An 18,859-nucleotide genomic window follows, 5' to 3' on the forward strand; every position below is an offset into this window, starting at 1 on the left:
ATTCATCCGAAGGCATAAGTATTATAGTATTGATTGAAATTTAACAATGGTCTATAAAAATATTCTGACGTTTTTTCTACTCCTTGTGCTAAGCAAGGCAGGCGCCCAGCAAGTCATATGGCAGCCGGTAGCCCCGGGTGTGTGGAAAGGCGTTGTAGGCAGGCCGGAGGCCTATGATCTTTTAAAGGCCGCCGGCGCCACACCGGCCCCGGGGCTGAAGAAAATGAGCGAGCAGGATTTCCCTTTTTCAAAGGCTGATATTTCCGGAACGGTTTCTGATGGGAAGACCTACCTGCGGTTCCCTCTTGAAAAGGAAGAGCAATTGTTTGGCTTCGGCCTGAATTTTCAGACGGTGCATCAGCGCGGTAAAATATTGCAGCTGCATGTGGATCACTACGGCGGAAAGGATAACGGGCGTACGCATGCACCGGTACCTTTTTATGTTTCATCGAGAGGTTATGGTGTGTTTGTAAATGCGGCGCGGTATATCAGCGTATATGCCGGATCGGGCGTGCGCAAAGACAGTAAGCATCCGCCGGTGGAGAAGGACCGGAATACCGACAAAAGCTGGAGCTCCAGGCCGTATTCGGATGCGGTAGAATTGCTGGTACCGGCGCCGGGTACGGAAGTTTATGTTTTTGCAGGCCCAACGGCGCTCGATGCAGTACGTCGCTACAACCTGTTTAACGGAGGCGGCACGCTGCCGCCGCGATGGGGACTGGGTTTTACACAACGGGTGCGATCGCTGTTCACGGCAGATGAAGTCAAACAGGAAGCGGACTCTTTTTCTGTAAAAGGCTATCCGCTCGATTTTATCGGGCTGGAACCCGGCTGGCAAAGCCGTTCTTATCCCGGCACCTTCGAATGGGATAAAACACGGTACCCGGATCCCCCGGCTTTTGTAAAAGAAATGCTGGAGAGGCGGATCCGTCTGAACCTTTGGATCAATCCCTATGTATCCAAATCGGCTTCTTTTTATAAAGACATCACGCCCTATACCGGATCGCATACCGTTTGGGTGGGCGAAGTGCCGGATTTTACCATTCCCAAAGCACGCGATATTTTCTTTGGACAATTAAAAAAAGACCAGGTGGATATCGGCGTAAGCGGGTATAAGATCGATGAAGTAGACGGATATGATTATTACCTGTGGCCGGACGTAGCCAGGTTCCCGTCCGGACTTTCGGGAGAGCAGATGCGTCAGACCTATGGCGTACTGGCCATGAAAAACAGTATCGATCTGTTTAAAAATAAAAACCAGCGTACCTACGGTCTGGTGCGGGCGTCCAATGCCGGCGCCAATAGTTACCCGTATGTGTTGTACAATGATTATTACAACCACGAAGACTTCATCACGGCCCTGATCAACAGCGGGTATATCGGCGTTTTATGGACCCCTGAAGTACGTGCTTCAAAAACGGCGGAAGAATGGCTGCGCCGTTTCCAGACGGTGATCTTTTCGCCCATGGCCATGATCAACGCCTGGTCCAGCGGCACCAAACCCTGGTCCTATCCCGAGGTAGCTGCGCAGATCAAAGAGCTGGCTTTGCTGCGTATGCGGATGATGCCTTACTGGTATTCGGAATTTGCCAAATATCATTTCGAAGGTACACCGGTGTTCAGGGGAATGAGCCTCGAACCGGGCTACCAGGTGAACCAGGTGAACGCCGGCAGCTCTGTAAAGAACAACCTGGAAGATAATCCTTACCTGGAAGCCGTAAGCAAAGAGGTAAAGGACCAGTATATGGCTGGTGAATACCTGCTGGTGGCACCGCTGTTTACCGGGCAAACCTCAAGAAAGATCATATTGCCCCAAGGGCGCTGGTACGATTTTTATACCGGGGCCTATGCCGGCGATGGGGAAGTGATTACCGTTACACCCGGGCTGGATAAGATCCCGGTATATGTAAAGGATGGCGGTATCATCCCTATGATGCCACCACTGCTGCATGCCCCAAAAGCAGGTGAAAAAACAGACCTGGAGATCCGGGTATATGGCGAAAAGCCCGGCAGCTACCGGTTGTATGATGATGACGGGGAAACCTTCGGTTATGAAAAAGGGAACTACGACTGGAGAACCATCCGCATCGAAAAAGATACCAAAGGAAAATTAAAAGGAAGTATTGAACCCCCGCATAAAAAAGAGGTCCAATCATACGGTAAGATCACGTGGAGGTTTATGACGGAAAAGTAGCAGTTATGGACCGCAAAGGCAGGAAGGTGTAAAGGTACGTCTGTAAAAGGGGAGAAGCATTGGGGTATCCCACGTTTCCCGGGATAAATTTTTGGAAATGAAAACCATATTCTTATATTTTACCATATCGTTTGCAGCAGCAACTGTGCAGCAGCTTTATGCCCAGGATCTGGCACAGGTAAAAGCCGTTTTAAAAAAGCAGGTGCTGGAAAAAGCGGCCTGGGCCATGCAGCAACGTCCGGAGACGGTAACGGCACACCGGGCATCCCGCAGTGCCGGCGGAATACATGATTTTTACAGTGAGGGCGATTACTGGTGGCCCAATCCGGCTAATGTAGATAGTCCGTATATTCAAAAAGACGGGCAAACAAATCCGGATAATTTTGTGGCGCACCGGCATGCGATGATCCGCTTCAGCCGGATCGCAGGCGCCCTGGCCTCGGCTTACCGCATCAGTCCGCAGCAAAAGTATGTAAAGCAGCTGCTGGTACATTGCAAGGCCTGGTTTGCAGATACTGCCACGTTGATGAACCCGAACCTGCTGTATGCCCAGGCCATAAAAGGCCGGGCCACGGGCCGTGGTATCGGCATCATCGATGCCATTCAGTTAATGGAAGTCGTACAGGGGCTGTCGGTAATGGAAAGAGATGCTGCAATAGACCCGGAAGTATTGACCGCAACAAAAAAATGGTTTGCTGCTTTCTTGCAATGGTTGACCACCCATCCTTATGGCAGGGATGAAATGAACGCGGCCAATAATCATGGTACCTGCTGGGTAATGCAGGTGGCGGTTTTTGCAAAGTTTACGGGGAACAGGGAACTGATGCAATTTTGCAGTAACCGGTATAAAACTGTGCTGCTGCCCAACCAGATGGCGCCGGACGGAAGTTTCCCCAAAGAGCTGGCCCGTACCAAACCCTATGGCTACTCCTTATTTAACCTGGATGCCATGACCACGATCTGCCAGGTACTGTCAACAAAATCGGATGATCTCTGGAACTATCAGACTCCGGACGGTCGCTCTATAAAGAAGGGGATTGCCTTTCTTTACCCCTTTATCGCCGATAAAAATAAGTGGCCGTATAAACAGGATGTAATGTACTGGAACAATTGGCCCGTTGCCCAGCCGGCCCTGGTGTTTGGCGCTGCCTTTTTTAAAAAGAAGGATTGGTTTGATACCTGGAAAAAGCTGGATCATGCGCCGGAAACGGAAGAAGTGATCCGGAACCTGCCGGTAAGAAACCCGCTGATCTGGATGGGCCGGTAAACATATTTGTTGTGAACGGTATATATTGAATAAAGAAAATAAAGCAACCCCGATGGGGCAAGATCCTTATAGTATGAAACGTTTGTTTTTAGGTTTATTGCTGGGTGCCGGTGTTGTTACGGCCACCGCACAGGTAGCGGGAGATGAAGACAGGGATATGTACAATAAAGGGCAGGAGCGGGATCAGCAGGCCGTTCAAGAAGCGGTGACTGGCTGGTGGAAGCAGTCCATGAAAACGCATGAAGAGCGCATTGCGTGGTGGCGGCAGGCGAAATTCGGGATGTTCATCCACTGGGGTGTTTATTCCCTGCCCGGCGGCGAGTGGAAAGGACAAAAAGTAGGGGGCTATGCAGAGCACCTGATGCGTGTGAAAAAGATCCCCCGCAGCGAGTACCTGGAGCTGGCGCACGGGTTTAACCCGGTTCTGTTTAATGCCGATGAATGGGCCCGGGCGGCCCGCGATGCCGGTATGCGCTATATGATCATTACCGCCAAGCATCATGATGGCTTTGCCATGTATCCTTCTTCGGTATCGGATTTTAACATCCATGATCAAACCCCGTTTAAGCGGGACCCCCTGGCGGAATTGTCGGCCGCCTGCAAAAAATATGGTATCAAATTCGGGTTTTATTATTCGCATGCATTTGACTGGGAACATCCGGATGCTCCGGGTAATGACTGGGAATACAAGAACCCTGGTGGCGATAAGAACCTGTTTGGGGGTCGCGACTGGTTTGATCATCATCCGGAACTCCTGCCAAAAGCAGTGCAATACGTAAATGAAAAAGCCATACCACAGATAAAAGAACTGCTGACCAGATACCATCCGGATATTCTCTGGTTCGATACCCCGCATAAACTGCCCTTCTCCGAGAACCTGCGCATTTTAAAGACGATACGGGAAACCGATCCTGATGTAGTGGTGAACGGCAGGCTGGCACGGAACACAGAACGTAATTACGGTGACTATTTGAATACAGCTGACCGCCCTGCTGAGTTTCCACCGGCCACGGGCGACTGGGAGGCGATCCCTACAACAAACGAAAGCTATGGCTATTCCCGGTATGATAACAGTCATAAATCCGTTCCCTTTTTTATACAATTGCTGGCAAAGGCGGCAGCGCGCGGCGGCAACCTGCTGATGAATATTGGCCCGAAGGGCGATGGGACGATCGATACAAAAGATCTTGCTATTTTGAAAGGCATCGGCAACTGGGTAAAACAAAATAGTGAAAGTATTTACAATGTTGCAGAAAGCCCGCTGCCTTTGCAGAACTGGGGGGTAAGCACCCTGCGGGGCAATAAAATATACCTGCATATATTTGATTTTCCCGCCGACCGGAAACTATATGTAGGCGGGTTACAATCTGCCATCAGCAAAGCTTATACATTATCCGGCAAAAAGATAGTAAAAACAAAGCGCATCGGGCGGGATGACCTGCAGATCGACTTATCGGGTGTTACGGCAGATGTGGCCAACACGGTAATAGTACTGGAATTAAAGGACCAACCCGGCACGGATCGCGTATTCTTTGTGGCGCCCAATATTCCGGTAACACGCCTGCTGGCTTTTGATGCGCAGTTAGAGGGAAAAGGATTTGGCTTTGGAGATGGAAAGGCCGGCCGTTATTATGTAGAAGGCTGGAAGTCGGCAGCACAGCAACTGGTATGGAATATACGTACGATGGAAGCCCGGCAATATGATGTGGTGATTAAATATGTAACCGGGAAGGAATGTGACGGTAATTATAAATTATTGCTGAATAATACCGCTTCAATTGAAGGAAAAGTGCAGCAGGCAAAGGGCGGAGTTGTTACCGAAAAAATTGGTAAGCTGGAGCTGAAGCGGGGCGTGAATACGCTTGTGTTAAGCCCGGAAGCGATTTCCGGTACGGAACTGATGAAGTTGCTCGAAGTGCAGTTGGTCTTGCCGGGGCAACATAGATAGCATTACAAAAACATTAAAAAAGCTCTTTATGAGCCATTCATTTGTAAACATGAAGAAGACAGTAATCCTCATTGCCTTTATTGCCGGCGCATTAAAAGGCTTTGCGCAAAATACAAATATAGCCGGTGTGGTAAAAGATGCGGAGCAGCAAACAGCTGTGATGCTGCGGGAGATTGCCACAGCAAAGCAAACGGACAAGAAGGGCGTGTCGCCAAGAACGCTGGAAGACGGGAAACTGAAACTGGTGGCTTCCCGCGACTGGACCAGTGGTTTCTTTCCCGGCGAGCTCTGGTACCTGTATGAGCTATCGGGAAATAAGAAATGGGAAACAACAGCGCGCAGTTTTACAGCGGATATAGAACAGGAGAAAACCAATGGCACCACGCACGATATGGGGTTTAAAGTATATTGCAGTTTTGGAAACGGGTACCGCCTTACAAAAGACCCGCATTATAAAGAGGTGATCATCCAGGCAGCAAAAACCCTGAGTAAACGGTTCAACCCGGTTGCCGGTGTGCTGCGTTCATGGGATCATAGCAAGAATAAATGGGATTTTCCGGTGATCATCGACAATATGATGAACCTGGAATTGTTATTTGAAGCGTACAAGCTTTCCGGCGACCGGTCGCTGTACCAGGTTGCAGTAAGTCATGCAGACCAAACGATGAAAAATCATTTTCGCCCGGACTACAGCTCTTACCACGTGGTGGATTATGATACCCTTACCGGTAAGATCAATAAAAAAACAACACACCAGGGCTATGCCAATGAATCAGCGTGGTCGCGCGGGCAATCCTGGGGATTGTATGGCTATACGCTGTGTTACAGGGAAACAAAGGATATAAAATACCTTCAGATGGCGGAGCATATTGCCGGCTTTATTCTCAATCATCCCAACCTGCCCAAAGACGGTGTTCCTTATTGGGATTTTAATGCACCCGGCATTCCCGATGAACCCAGGGATGCTTCGGCTGCTGCGGTGATTGCATCGGCCCTGTATGAGCTGAGCACGTATAGTAAAAATGCCAAAAAGTACCGGACAGCGGCAGACAGGATTGTGGGCAGTCTTACAAAAAGTTACCGGGCTCCCCTTGGCACTGCAAGCGGTTTTTTACTGTTGCACAGTACGGGCACAAAACTCACCAATACCGAAGTAGATGAACCGCTGAGTTATGCCGACTATTATTACCTGGAGGCGTTGCAACGGGCAAAAAAGCTTCGCATGGGAAAGGGGTTGTTCTGATAGCCCCCCGGTATCCTCCGCAGCCATAAGATTGTGCGATCTGGTATCCGGAAAAGGATCATCTGAAGAACAGGTTAAAATCGTTGAGCAGAAAGCAAATTTATCGCACTCTTTTTGTGCAATAAAATAGGTTATTTGTTATGAAATATATAGCCGGAACGGCTTCCGGCGATCTGGTCAACTTTAATGTATGGGCATATGAAAAATTTAAAGAAAACGGGCAACATCATTATGGGGCTGCTGTTGTTTGTTTTTGCATGTAGTATGGAATGAACAAATCGGTTTAAAAAGATACAGATGAAAAAATATATACTTGCGGTTTTATTCCTGCAGTTCTTGATGAAGGCGATGGCCGGAACGATCACTGTTGCCTCCGTTGATGAGCTGCAGAAAGCGATTGATAATGCAGTTCCCGGCGATGTGATCGTTCTGAAAAACGGCGTTTATAAAGCGGCCCAGGATATTAAGATTGTACAACAGGGAACAAAGCAAAAGCCGATAACCATCCGCGCAGAAAGTACCGGTGGTGCGGAAATAAGCGGCGCTGGCGGTATCAGCATCCAACGACCTGCCACCTGGATCGTCATTGAAGGGTTTAAATTTACCCATGCGGCGTCAAAAGCGCGCTCCGGAGCCGGTACCCGCTTTTGCCGCTGGACACACAATGTTTTTGAAACGCCGGGCAAAGGAGAATACCTGACCATTGCAGGAAGTGATCATGAAATAGACTACAATACGTTCCAGAATAAAACCGAAATGGGACGGATCCTGGCCATACGCGGAGAAGGCAAACAGATTGCAGAACGCCTGCACATCCATCACAATTATTTTTACAATTTTCCGGACCAGGGTGGTGCCAACGGTGCCGAAACCTTCCAGTTTGGTTTAAGCGGATTTAGTTTGTCTACCAGCAACAGCATCGTGGAGTATAACCTGTTTGAAAAATGTCATGGCGAAAATGAACTGATCTCCGTAAAGGCATCGGGTGTAACACTGCGCTACAATACCATCCGCGATTGCCCGGCGCAGTTCACCTTACGGCATGGAAATAAGTGCACGGTGTATGGTAATTATTTTTTCAATACACCGGGGATCCGCATTTTTGGAGATGATCACCAGATCTTCAGTAATTATTTTGAAAACTGTAACCCGGCCATTACTGTAGGGAACGGCGGAGGAGAGGTAGCGGATGGGGCCGCCCTTACCGAGCATGACCGGCCCGACCGGGTGCTGATCGCGTTTAATACAATGGTGAACAATAAGAAGAATATTGAACAACCGGGAAGGAAGAACGGATTGGGCGCCACGGCCATTGCCATTGTCTGTAATATCATCCGGGGTGGGGATGTAGCTGCATCCATTGCCGGACCTTATACGTCACCACAGTGGAAGGGAAATATTATTTTTGATACGAAAGGGGCGGGGGATATGCCGGAATCAGGCTGCCGCGTATTAGATCCCAAACTGGTAAAAGGAACAAATGGTATCTGGAGATTGGATAAAGGCAGCCCGGCGATCGGAGCAGGCGGGGAAGGGTATCCCGTTCAGGCAGTAGACATGGACGGCCAGCCCCGTAACGGGAAATGGGATACCGGTGCCGATCAGTACAGCACGGCAACCGCAACGGCACACGCATTAAAGGCGGATGAGGTAGGGGCGCTGGCAAAATAAACAACGCGCTGCGGAACGCCGTGTATAACGATACTGTAACAAACAGCGCTCCGTCGGAAGCGGTAGCTGAATAGCATTACCGGAGGATGAAGGGAGTGACACAACCGGTGCTGATGGTAGCCCTGAAGCCGGTAACATAAAAAAAGAACCATATATAAAACAGATATGAAAAGAATCGGAATTGTACTATTTATATGCCTGCTTACAGGCATGGCAAATGGCCAGCAGGCAGACAAGGATACCCGCATGAAATGGTGGCGGGAAGCCCGTTTTGGAATGTTCATTCACTGGGGCGTGTATGCGCAATGGGGCGGTGTATATCACGGCCATCAGCAGGCAAGAGGTGGTGCGGAGTGGATCATGAATCGCAGTAAGATACCGGTAGCCGAGTACCAGGAACGTGCCAAATCTTTTAACCCGGTAAAGTATGATCCGGATGCCTGGGTAAAAATGGCGAAGGATGCAGGGATGAAATATATCATCATTACATCCAAGCATCACGATGGGTTTGCGTTGTTTAAATCCAATGCCAGTAAATGGAATGTGGCGGATGCCACGGTTTATGGTAAGGACCTTTTAAAACCACTGGCAGAGGCCTGTCGCAAATACGGGATAAAGCTGGGCTTTTATTATTCCCAGGCACAGGACTGGAATAACCCGGGCGGATCGGCTGCGCGTAAGGAAATGCGGGAGGGCTGGGCCAACCCGGACTCTGCAAAGATCGATGCCTATACCCTGGCACATAAAGGCCATTGGGATCCGGCGCAGGAAACAAAAACCTTTGACCAGTATATTAAGGATGTATCGGTGCCGCAGGTAAAAGAGATTTTATCCAACTATGGCGATATCGCTGTATTGTGGTGGGATACACCCACCAATATGACCGATGAGGCGGCACAGCAACTGCAGGATGCATTGAAATTGCAGCCCAATATCATTACCAACGACCGGTTAAAGCGTCCGAACTTTCCGGGGGATACTAAAACACCGGAACAAAAGATCCCCACACAGGCGGAGCTGGACGGGCAGGACTGGGAAACCTGTATGACCATGAACGGCAGCTGGGGGTATAAGAGCTGGGACCATAACTGGAAACCAACGGAGACCCTGATCCGCAACCTGGTAGACATTGCTTCCAAGGGCGGCAACTACCTGCTGAACATCGGCCCAAAGGATGATGGATCGGTACCCGAGGAAAGCATTGAGCGCCTGGCCCAGATCGGCAAATGGATGAAAGTGAACAGCAGCGCCGTGTACGCTACACATGCCAGCCCGTTGCAGGATTTGTCCTGGGGGAGATGCACCATGAAGCCGGCCGGCGGCAATACCGTACTGAACCTGTTTGTATTTGACTGGCCGAAGGATGGAAAGCTGGTGGTGCCGGGCCTTTCCAATAAAGTGATCAGCGCGGTACAGCTGGCCGGTAACAAAATGGTAAAAGCCCGTAATCAAAAAGGAACGGTGGTGATCGACCTGCCGGCAGCGGCCCCGGATGCTATTGCTTCGGTGATCCGGCTGCAGGTAAAAGGCCGGGTTGTCAATGTAAATACGAAGGGCGGTAAGAAGATGAAGACGGGCGAGCTGGATTAATTTCAGGCGGAGAAGGGGTTGCGTTTTACGTGACGGTGGGGTGGAGCAGTGAAGTATCGTGATCATGAACAATGGCTTTGTAAGTCTTTGTGTGTTCTTTGCGGTTAATTTCACACCGCGATGCGGAGTGGTCCTGCGGTTTTATTGCAGCTGCCAGGAAGGGATCATACGCCAACCGATAAAATAAACGCCCGGTATAAAAACAGTGAACTATTGCAATGCAAAATGATATTCGTCAAAAGGGCGCCGGCACATTGCTGGCGCTGATGCTGTTGACAGGTACTGCAGCAGCACAAAAAACGGGGCCGGCCGGCCGCAACAACAATGAAAGCCGTTGGGTACATGTAAATGCCGGGGGGCAACTGGAGTATGCAACCACTTCAAGGGGCGACCGGATCATGGATTTTTCTTATGCAGGTTATAAAGGCGGAGGGATAAAACTGCCGGAGGTAAAAGAGGTAGTGAGGGTGAAACCGGTTGCCGGAGACAATACCCCCAACATTCAGAACGCAATTGATTCGGTGGCGAAACTGCCGCAGACAGATGGTTTCAGGGGAGCCGTAGTGCTGGCTCCAGGGGAATTCTCGTGTGCGCAGCCCATTACCATTCACAGCAGCGGCATTGTATTACGGGGCAGCGGAACTGCAACCAAAATACAGATGACGGGGGCGCCACATGTGGCTATCCGCCTGGAAGCCCCGGTTCAAACGAAGACAGCCGGTGGCAAAGTGCGGATCACGGATGCCTATATCCCATCGGGTACGGACCGGTTCACCGTGGCTGATGCCACCGCATTTACAGCGGGTGACCTGGTGCTGATCACAAAACCGATCACCCCGGAATGGGTACGGTTTATGGGAATGGATACCCTGGTACGCGACGGGAAAAAACAAACCTGGATCACCGGCGAACTATCGGTTGAACGGACCATCAAAACCATAAAGGGAAACCGCATCATTGTTGATGTGCCCCTTACGGACAATTACGATGCGGCGCTTATAAAACCCGGCGCTACGATACAAAAGATCGTAAAAACAGGTGGGGTTCAAAACGCGGGTATAGAGTACCTGGAGATCGATGCGCCGGAACAACCGGTGACCATCAGCCAGGCGCATCATTCGGCCATTCGGACGCGCGGTTTAACCAATGGCTGGATCCGCTGCGTACAGATCCGGAATACGGTGAACAGTGTAGGCGTTGGCGGGAAGCAGATCACGGTTACAGACCTTGATATCCGGCATACGGTACCTACCAAAGGATCGGCCAAACCGGCGGACCTGTCTGCCGACGGGGCCCAGCTGTTATTCAACCGCTGTACCATCCGGGGCGATAATGTCTTCTTCCTGGCAACAGGGGCCAAAGTGAGCGGCCCCATCGTGCTGTTGCATTGCCGGTTTACCGGCAATGGCTGGGTTCAGCCACACCAGCGTTGGGCTACCGGCCTGCTGGTGGATGCCTGTGAAGTGCCGGATGGCGGCATTGATTTTATGAACCGCGGTGAAATGGGATCCGGGCATGGCTGGGCCATCGGCTGGGCCGTAGCATGGAACTGCCGGGCAAAATCTTATCTGAACCAGCAGCCGCCGGGCGCATATAACTGGGTGATCGGATCAACAGGAGAAAGGCAACAGCGGGCGATGCCCTTTAATAAAGAACCACTGCTCCGCGAAGGTGTGTTTGATGCACAGGGCATTGCAGTTGCCCCCGGGAGTTTATACCTGGGGCAGCTGCAGGAACGGATGGGGCAAAAGGCGCTCAAAAATATAGGATATGAAGACGGGCAATTTGCTCTTGTCCAGGTAAAATATTAAATAGACCTTTGTTGTAAATGTCAGCCGGGATGCATGAGAAGATAAAAGGATGGCTTGCGGAAGTTGCGGAACAGGATCATTACGGATCTTTTGAACAATTATATCTTCATTTTTTACCCGGGATGCGTGCCTATGCCGCAGCCCTGGTGGGGGATAAGGATGTGGCGCTGGACCTGGTACAGGACCTTTTTGCAAGCATCTGGGCGAACCGGAAAAACCTCGCCGGAATCGGACATCCGGCTAATTATCTTTACCGTGCTTTGAAAAACAATGCTGTTCATTATTTGAAATCCCGGAAGCGTATAGCGCCGCTTTCGTCCGAAGAGGGGGAATATATAACATTGGCCCATGAAGGGCCTGAAACCGGCATTATAGCCAAAGAAGCCCGGCAGCTGCTGGAAACGGCGATCAACGGACTCCCTTATAAATGTCGCCTGGTTTTCCGGCTGATCAAAGAAGAGGGTCTCCGGTATAAAGACGTAGCAAGCCTGCTGGAGATTTCGGTAAAGACGGTGGAAGCCCATATGCGGCTGGCTTACGGCCGGATCGTGGAATGCCTGGAACTGATGGATAAACCTTTGGGATTCTCGAAGACCTCATAGAATATACCCCCGATAAAATTTTCTGATTTTTTTTTAAGACGACTAAGGGTTTTTCCCCTCCGGGTACTCTTTACCCATAAGTGCAGTTTTATGGAACGGACCCGGTTTGTTGAACTAATACGGAAAAAGGAAAGCGGCGAAATAACGCTGTTGGAGCAAAAGGAGCTCAATGAGGCCCTGGCGGAGAACGGATCGTATGCCGGTATCCTGCAGTCGCTAAAACTGTTTTCCGGTGCGGATCCGCTGTTTAACAGGGAGATGGGCGGGGAAGCGGCGGGTTTGGACCGTTTAAAGAAAAAGATCCGTCAGTCGGAAAAGCGCAGCCGGATGATACCAGGGCGGTGGATGGCGGCTGCAGCTGTGTTTTTTATACTCATAACGGGTGCATTGTTCTATGTTTTAATGAACCCTCCGCGGCAATCGCGGAAAGCGGCAAATGTGATTGCCACCAGCAAAGGGTCCCGTACCAACCTTATATTGCCCGACGGCAGTAAGGTTTGGGTCAATGCCGATACCCGGCTGACCTATGATCATGAATTTGGCGCCAAAACCAGGTCGGTTTACTTATCGGGGGAAGCGTATTTTGAAGTAGCAAAAGACAAAGTGCACCCGTTTATTGTACATACGCAGCTAATGGATATAAAGGCGGTGGGTACCGCTTTCAATGTACGCTCTTATAAGGACGAAACGAACGCGCAGGCAACATTGATGGAGGGGGCGGTTGAGGTGGCTTTCAAACGGAAAGGAACGGGGAAGATCCTGCTGAAACCCATGGAGAAAGTCGTTGTCCGCAGCACGATGCCTGCCTCTGCGGGAGAAAAAGACCTCCCGGAAATTGCCGTGATCAAAGTGAACTACGATTCGCTGGAGGCAGCGGCCCCCGAAACCCGGTGGCTGAAGAACCGGTTGGTTTTTAACCAGGAGCGGCTGGAAACAATTGTAAAATCACTGGACCGGTACTACGGGTGTACCATACGGGTAAAGGATACGGTGCTTCTGAACCGCCGGCTTAGTGGTACTTTCCAGGATGAAAGTCTTTCTGAAGTACTGGAATCCTTCCGGCTTGCGGCAGGTATACAGTATGAAATTGATAAGAATAATGTATTGCTTTATAAATAACCTTTCAAAACGATCCCATATGAGAAAAGAAACCTGATATCAAAAAAAGAAGGCGGAAAATGCTTGCAACATTTCCCGCCGGATAAGGACAGTAATCATTGCCTGGACAGCAATATTCCATCACTTTAATCATTACAAAAATATGAAAATTAAAGATTGCCCTGTCATGTGCGATCGGGTGCAATTAATTATCAAATACCTGTTGATAATGAAGCTTGTCGTCTTTATCGTCCTGCTGACTTCCAGCCAGGCGATTGCTATCAATACTTTTTCCCAGGGGAGGATCAATTTAAAGCAGACCAATATTGCTATTACTGCTGTCTTAAAGGGGATCGAACAGAAATACGATTACCGCTTTGTTTACAGCGATAGTGTGGCACTCAGCAGTCAGCGGGTTGATGTTTGGGCCCGGAATGCCACTATTGACGACCTGATGCAGCAACTGTTGCGGCATACTTCCTTTGCCTATAAACGGATGAACCAGGGACTCATCGTGATCATCGGTAACGAATCCGGACCGGCAGATCTGCAGGTAAGAGGAACGATAACTGATGAAAACGGTGCTCCGTTGATGGGCGTGAATATTGTGGAAAAAGGAACCACCAATGGTACGGTTACCCGTGGGGATGGCAGCTTCTCCATTAAGGTAAAAGATGCCCAGTCTGTTTTGGTGCTCTCCATTGTGGGGTATACCACCAGGGAGCTGCCGGTAAGTAACCTGCCGGAGACCATTGCACTGGAAAAAAACGAATCAAAGCTTACCGAAGTGGTAGTAGTAGGGTATGGCACGCAGAAAAAGATCAATTTAAGCGGGGCTGTGGCCCAGGTAGGCGGTAAAGACCTGATCAACCGCCCGGCGCCCAACGTTACCGGCGCCTTACAGGGAGTGGTTCCGGGCTTAACGGTTTTACGTTCAAGCGGTAAACCGGGCGCCGAAGGACTGGGCATCCGCATCCGGGGCTTTTCCTCTGCCAACAGTGCTGATGCGTTGGTGCTGGTAGATGGGGTAGAACAGGATATTAACCTTGTAGACCCCAACGAAGTGGAGACCATATCGGTATTAAAAGACGCTTCCGCTTCTGCAATTTATGGTGCCCGGGCGGCAGCCGGGGTAGTGCTGATCACCACAAAAAGGGCCGCTGCCGGAAAAACGAAAGTATCATTAAACAGCTATTATGGCTTAAATATAAGTGCCCGGATGCCGCAGCGTTTGAATTCCTGGGACGAGCAAACGCTGATCGACGAATCGCGGCTCAATGCCACCGGTTCTGCGGAATTTAACGACGAACAAAGGGAGTGGCTGCGTAATCCTAACTTTTGGTACCGGCCCAACCCGACTACCGACCGGTGGGAGTATTTTGGAAATACCGATTGGATCAGGGAAGGCATGGATAAAGTAAACCATATGCAAAACCATGCCCTTTCTGTAAGCGGCGGAACGGATAAATTGAGCTACATCCTTATGGGAAGCTTTTATACAAGAGATGGCGTGCTCCGCTATGGCCCGGATAATAACTACCGGTATAACCTGAAAGCCAATATTAACGCGGAGCTTAACAAATACGTAAGCCTGAAGGTGAACCTGGGATATGTAAGCAATATTGTAGACGAGAACTCCAATGGCACGGATAATATCATTGACCGTATTTACAGGAGCCGGACCCGGCAGGGATTGTACACCCCTCAGGAAGATACAACCGGCCAGCCCTATAACGGCGACCTGCAGGTGAACCCGGTCGACATCGAAAAAAACGCGGGGATCCAGAGAAGCAACCTGGAAAACTTAACAGGCAGGCTCAATGTTCAGATAAAGAATGTAGTAAAAGGGCTTACCCTGGATGTAATTGGCTGGAGGAACCAGAGCTCCTATACCAGGGAGGCGCATAACAGGAGCCTGTACTGGTACGGCAGATCCCGGAATACGGTGCGCTTTAGTTTAAATGTGCCCAACTCCATAGAGGTGAACAAAGCAAGGGGCTTTCAAAACAACCTGCAAAGTTATCTTACCTATGCCTTCAACCTGAACGGTGATCACCAGTTCAAGATCATGCAGGGCGCTTCTTATGAAGAGTTCCGGAACGATCGCCTGAATGCCTCCGCCCAGAATATGATCAATAACGATGCCTTCAGCATCAATTATGGAGATCCGCTGAGCGTAAAGTCGAGCCAGGTAATAGAGACCTGGGCGATGGCTTCTGCATTTGGAAGACTGAACTACGGGTTCAGGGATAAATACTTATTGGAAGCATCCTACAGGTACGATGGCAGCTCGCGCCTGGCCCCGGGCAACCGGTGGCAATTGTTCCCCTCCTTTTCCGCAGCCTGGAGAATCAGCCAGGAGGACTTTGTCAGAAATGCCCTGCCCGGTTTGAATGAACTGAAGCTGCGGGCTTCCTGGGGGCAACTGGGTAATGGTTCGCCATTGGGCCTCTATCCTTATATCCCTTTACTCACAAGCGGTTTAAGTACGAATAATAACCTGGTGTTTAACAATACCCGTACCCAATACTTTTACCAGTCGGTACTGGCATCCCCGCAGGTTACCTGGGAAACCGTACAGCAATCCAATATCGGGGTAGATATCGGTTTGTTGCGGAACAGACTTTCTGTTTCGGGTGATTACTATGTAAAAAAGAATAAAAATATGCTAGCCTCGTTAAACCTGCCCAGCATCATCGGCATCGATCTTCCTTCTTTTAACGTGGGCGAGCTTAAAAGCTGGGGGTATGAGCTGGAGTTGAAATGGAGGGACCGCGTGGGCAACCTGGGTTATACAGTGGGTGCCAATTTTTCGGACAACCAGAACAAGCTCCTGAAATATGACGGAAGAAACGTGATCAATACCAATGCTTCGTCACAGGGAGGCATCACTCCCTTGCTGGAGGGGTATCCGCTCAATACGGTTTGGGGCTACCGGACAGACGGGTACTTCCAGTCGCAGGAGGAAGCAGATGCTTACCGCGCCAAGATCCAGCACCCCGGCGGGTTTCCTGTTAAATCGGGCCCCGGGGATGTAAAATACCTGGATCTGAATGGCGATAACCAGATAAATGTAGGAGATGCTACCCCCGAAAATCATGGAGATCTTGTATACCTGGGAACAGCCAATGCCCGCTATAGTTACGGGTTTAACCTGGGACTGAACTGGAAAAGGATCGATTTTTCGGTGTTCTTCCAGGGGGTGCTTCAGCGCAAATTCTTAATAGATGTCAACACGATGGCGCCGTTCGTGGCTACGTCCAATATGCCCTGGACCATCCATATGGATCACTGGACGCCCGATAACCGGGATGCTTATTTCCCCCGGATGTACCAGTCTGCATCCTTCAATTACCTGCCATCCGATAAATGGGCACAGAACGGGAATTACCTGCGGCTGAAGAATTTGCAGATCGGGTATAATATCCCGGTAAAGAAGCGCGTCTTCCAGGACCTCAGGGTTTATGTATCCGGACAGGACCTTTGGGAAACAACCAAAGTGCTGAGCGTATTTGATCCGGAAGTGGGCAATGGGGTTGGTGCGGTTACGTATCCTTTTTACCGGACCGTTGCCTTTGGGGTGAATCTATCTTTATAAAAATTTTGACTGAGAAATAATATGAAATGAAGCATGAAAAATATTCGTTTTCCTACCCGGAAGGATGACGGTTTTTTTATGCGAAACTCCATGAGAATCCCGGCCCACAGGACCCCCGAAACATTCGGGGCGGCGCGGGGGACAATAAAATCGTCTCGCCCGGCGGGACAAATAAAAAATATACAGATGAAAAAGAATATAAACAGGATGCTCCTCTGGTTCCTGGCAGCGCTTACACTGGCAGGGTGCTCCATAGACAGAAAGCCGGAGGCCATCTTTTCCGATGGGGATTTTTGGAATACACAAAGCGACCTGATGTATGCGGCAAACAGGCTTTACCAGCAACTGGCGCCGAACTGGAATGATACCCGCTCGGACGAGAGCGTGGCAATCGCCATTAATACGATCAGCAACGGAACGCGGGAAGTACCGGCAACGAGCGGGGACTGGAGCGACCGGTATAAAGAAATATTTACGGCCAACAACATTCTTGAAAAAGGACAGCGGGCAAATGTATCGGAAACGATCCGTAACCGCTATTTTGGAGAAGCCCGGTTTTTCAGGGCCTATGCATACCTGAATCTTTTACAGAAATATGGAGATGTGCCTTTGTTGCTGAAAACTCTTGACTATAATTCTCCTGAATTATTGATGCCGCGTACACCGCGCACGGAAGTGATAAAACAAATATACGACGACCTGGATTTTGCTGCCGCCTGGTTACCGGCTGTAGCGGCCCTTCCGGCGGCAGAGTATGGACGGGTAACCAAGAGCGCGGCGTGGGCGTTAAAGGCAAGGGCCGCATTGTATGAGGGAACCCGGCTGAAGTTTCACGGCCAGGGGGGCTGGCAGGAGCATCTGCAGGCAGCTACAGAGGCGGCAGCTAACGTAATGGGGCAGGGCCACGGGCTGTATGCCAGCTACGAGAACCTGTTTAAAGAGGTTTCGGACGGACCTGCGAATAAGGAGAATATTTTTGTAAAAGTTTATGGCGAAAGTGCCGCCAATCCCATTTTGACACACAGCAATTCAAGGGCACTGGCCAACGGCGCCAATGCCATTACGCGGAATATGATCCGCATGTACCTGTATACAGATGGGCTTCCGGCCTTCAATACGGATAACACACCTGCGGCCAGCCGGTCTGCTTATTTTGTGCCCGAGGCCAATGAAACATCTTACAATACAGTTTTGCAGAACAGGGATCCCCGCCTGGCGGCGACGGTATTTGCAATGGGCGAAAATTCCTATGGCCGGCCCTGGATCCCCTCCATCAGCATCGGGGGCAGAACCTCGTATGGTTCCAAGAAAGGGTACACCAATGCCGACGATCTTTCGCAAAGGGCCACGGTAGACCGCCTGCTTATCCGCTACGCAGAAGTGCTGCTGATCTATGCCGAAGCAAAATATGAACTGGCGGAGGCTATCAGTGATGAGGATCTTAACAACACGATCAATCTTTTAAGAGCAAGGGTTGGTATGCCGGTAAAGCTTACGAATGCCTTTGTTACGGCCAACCACCTGGACATGCGGGAAGAGATCCGCAGGGAGCGGGCAGTGGAGCTGGCCCTCGAAGGATTCCGGTACGATGACCTCATCCGCTGGAAAACTGCAGAAACCGTGCTCCCCAAAGAACTGCTGGGCGGTAAATTCTTTGCGGCGGAATGGATCGGCACCAATCCCAATACGCTTAATCTGAATGCGGATAAGATCCTGGTAGTGGAGCCGGCTTCATCAAGAGCCTTCCGGCCGGATCGTGATTACCTGTATCCCGTACCGCTGAACGAAATTGCGCTGAGCAAGAATAATGTAAAACAAAATCCTAATTGGAAATAAG

Annotated in this window: 12 protein-coding genes; all 12 read left to right on the forward strand. The window is 50.2% G+C overall.

The window, feature by feature from the left end:
* The first annotated feature begins 46 nt into the window (after positions 1-46).
* The 12 genes from BLS44_RS00665 (at position 47) to BLS44_RS00715 (ending at position 18,858) form a co-directional block, all read left to right on the forward strand.
* Positions 47-2,194, forward strand: a complete 2,148-nt coding sequence (locus tag BLS44_RS00665) for a glycoside hydrolase family 31 protein (protein ID WP_090388113.1) — start codon at positions 47-49, stop codon at positions 2,192-2,194.
* A gap of 97 nt (positions 2,195-2,291) precedes the next feature.
* Positions 2,292-3,461, forward strand: coding sequence for an alginate lyase family protein (locus tag BLS44_RS00670; RefSeq protein ID WP_090388114.1), 1,170 nt, complete (start codon positions 2,292-2,294; stop codon positions 3,459-3,461).
* Positions 3,462-3,534: 73 nt separating this feature from the next.
* Positions 3,535-5,409, forward strand: coding sequence for an alpha-L-fucosidase (locus tag BLS44_RS00675; protein ID WP_090388578.1), 1,875 nt, complete (start codon positions 3,535-3,537; stop codon positions 5,407-5,409).
* 49 nt (positions 5,410-5,458) lie between these two features.
* Complete coding sequence (locus BLS44_RS00680) at positions 5,459-6,652, forward strand: glycoside hydrolase family 88 protein (RefSeq protein ID WP_090388115.1); 1,194 nt, start codon at positions 5,459-5,461, stop codon at positions 6,650-6,652.
* 140 nt (positions 6,653-6,792) lie between these two features.
* Complete coding sequence (locus BLS44_RS27000; protein ID WP_262492836.1) at positions 6,793-6,915, forward strand: hypothetical protein; 123 nt, start codon at positions 6,793-6,795, stop codon at positions 6,913-6,915.
* Positions 6,916-6,949: 34 nt separating this feature from the next.
* Complete coding sequence (locus BLS44_RS00685; RefSeq protein ID WP_090388116.1) at positions 6,950-8,323, forward strand: polysaccharide lyase 6 family protein; 1,374 nt, start codon at positions 6,950-6,952, stop codon at positions 8,321-8,323.
* A 165-nt stretch (positions 8,324-8,488) separates the two neighbouring features.
* Positions 8,489-9,913 (forward strand): alpha-L-fucosidase, encoded by a 1,425-nt coding sequence (locus BLS44_RS00690; protein ID WP_090388117.1) that lies wholly within the window; start codon positions 8,489-8,491, stop codon positions 9,911-9,913.
* A 218-nt stretch (positions 9,914-10,131) separates the two neighbouring features.
* The gene (locus BLS44_RS00695; protein ID WP_090388118.1) at positions 10,132-11,724 is read left to right on the forward strand and encodes a hypothetical protein; all 1,593 of its coding nucleotides are present in this window, start codon (positions 10,132-10,134) and stop codon (positions 11,722-11,724) included.
* Between the two features lie 29 nt (positions 11,725-11,753).
* Complete coding sequence (locus BLS44_RS00700; protein ID WP_176954267.1) at positions 11,754-12,326, forward strand: sigma-70 family RNA polymerase sigma factor; 573 nt, start codon at positions 11,754-11,756, stop codon at positions 12,324-12,326.
* A 90-nt stretch (positions 12,327-12,416) separates the two neighbouring features.
* Positions 12,417-13,445 carry a FecR family protein gene (locus BLS44_RS00705; protein ID WP_090388120.1) on the forward strand — a complete coding sequence of 343 codons (1,029 nt, stop codon included), beginning with the start codon at positions 12,417-12,419 and terminating at the stop codon, positions 13,443-13,445.
* Positions 13,446-13,653: 208 nt separating this feature from the next.
* Positions 13,654-17,022 (forward strand): SusC/RagA family TonB-linked outer membrane protein, encoded by a 3,369-nt coding sequence (locus tag BLS44_RS00710; protein WP_218127672.1) that lies wholly within the window; start codon positions 13,654-13,656, stop codon positions 17,020-17,022.
* A gap of 186 nt (positions 17,023-17,208) precedes the next feature.
* Positions 17,209-18,858, forward strand: a complete 1,650-nt coding sequence (locus tag BLS44_RS00715) for a RagB/SusD family nutrient uptake outer membrane protein (protein WP_090388580.1) — start codon at positions 17,209-17,211, stop codon at positions 18,856-18,858.
* The last annotated feature ends 1 nt before the right edge of the window (position 18,859 follow it).

This window comes from Niabella drilacis (genome assembly GCF_900101395.1).
Taxonomy (GTDB): Bacteria; Bacteroidota; Bacteroidia; order Chitinophagales; family Chitinophagaceae; genus Niabella; species Niabella drilacis.

Excerpts from the sequence above, each read along its gene's own strand:
- BLS44_RS00665 (WP_090388113.1), top strand. The coding sequence starts at position 47 with ATGGTCTATAAAAATATTCTGACGTTTTTTCTACTCCTTGTGCTAAGC.
- BLS44_RS00670 (WP_090388114.1), top strand. The coding sequence starts at position 2,292 with ATGAAAACCATATTCTTATATTTTACCATATCGTTTGCAGCAGCAACT.
- BLS44_RS00675 (WP_090388578.1), top strand. The coding sequence starts at position 3,535 with ATGAAACGTTTGTTTTTAGGTTTATTGCTGGGTGCCGGTGTTGTTACG.
- BLS44_RS00680 (WP_090388115.1), top strand. The coding sequence starts at position 5,459 with ATGAAGAAGACAGTAATCCTCATTGCCTTTATTGCCGGCGCATTAAAA.
- BLS44_RS27000 (WP_262492836.1), top strand. The coding sequence starts at position 6,793 with ATGAAATATATAGCCGGAACGGCTTCCGGCGATCTGGTCAACTTTAAT.
- BLS44_RS00685 (WP_090388116.1), top strand. The coding sequence starts at position 6,950 with ATGAAAAAATATATACTTGCGGTTTTATTCCTGCAGTTCTTGATGAAG.
- BLS44_RS00690 (WP_090388117.1), top strand. The coding sequence starts at position 8,489 with ATGAAAAGAATCGGAATTGTACTATTTATATGCCTGCTTACAGGCATG.
- BLS44_RS00695 (WP_090388118.1), top strand. The coding sequence starts at position 10,132 with ATGCAAAATGATATTCGTCAAAAGGGCGCCGGCACATTGCTGGCGCTG.
- BLS44_RS00700 (WP_176954267.1), top strand. The coding sequence starts at position 11,754 with ATGCATGAGAAGATAAAAGGATGGCTTGCGGAAGTTGCGGAACAGGAT.
- BLS44_RS00705 (WP_090388120.1), top strand. The coding sequence starts at position 12,417 with ATGGAACGGACCCGGTTTGTTGAACTAATACGGAAAAAGGAAAGCGGC.
- BLS44_RS00710 (WP_218127672.1), top strand. The coding sequence starts at position 13,654 with ATGAAGCTTGTCGTCTTTATCGTCCTGCTGACTTCCAGCCAGGCGATT.
- BLS44_RS00715 (WP_090388580.1), top strand. The coding sequence starts at position 17,209 with ATGAAAAAGAATATAAACAGGATGCTCCTCTGGTTCCTGGCAGCGCTT.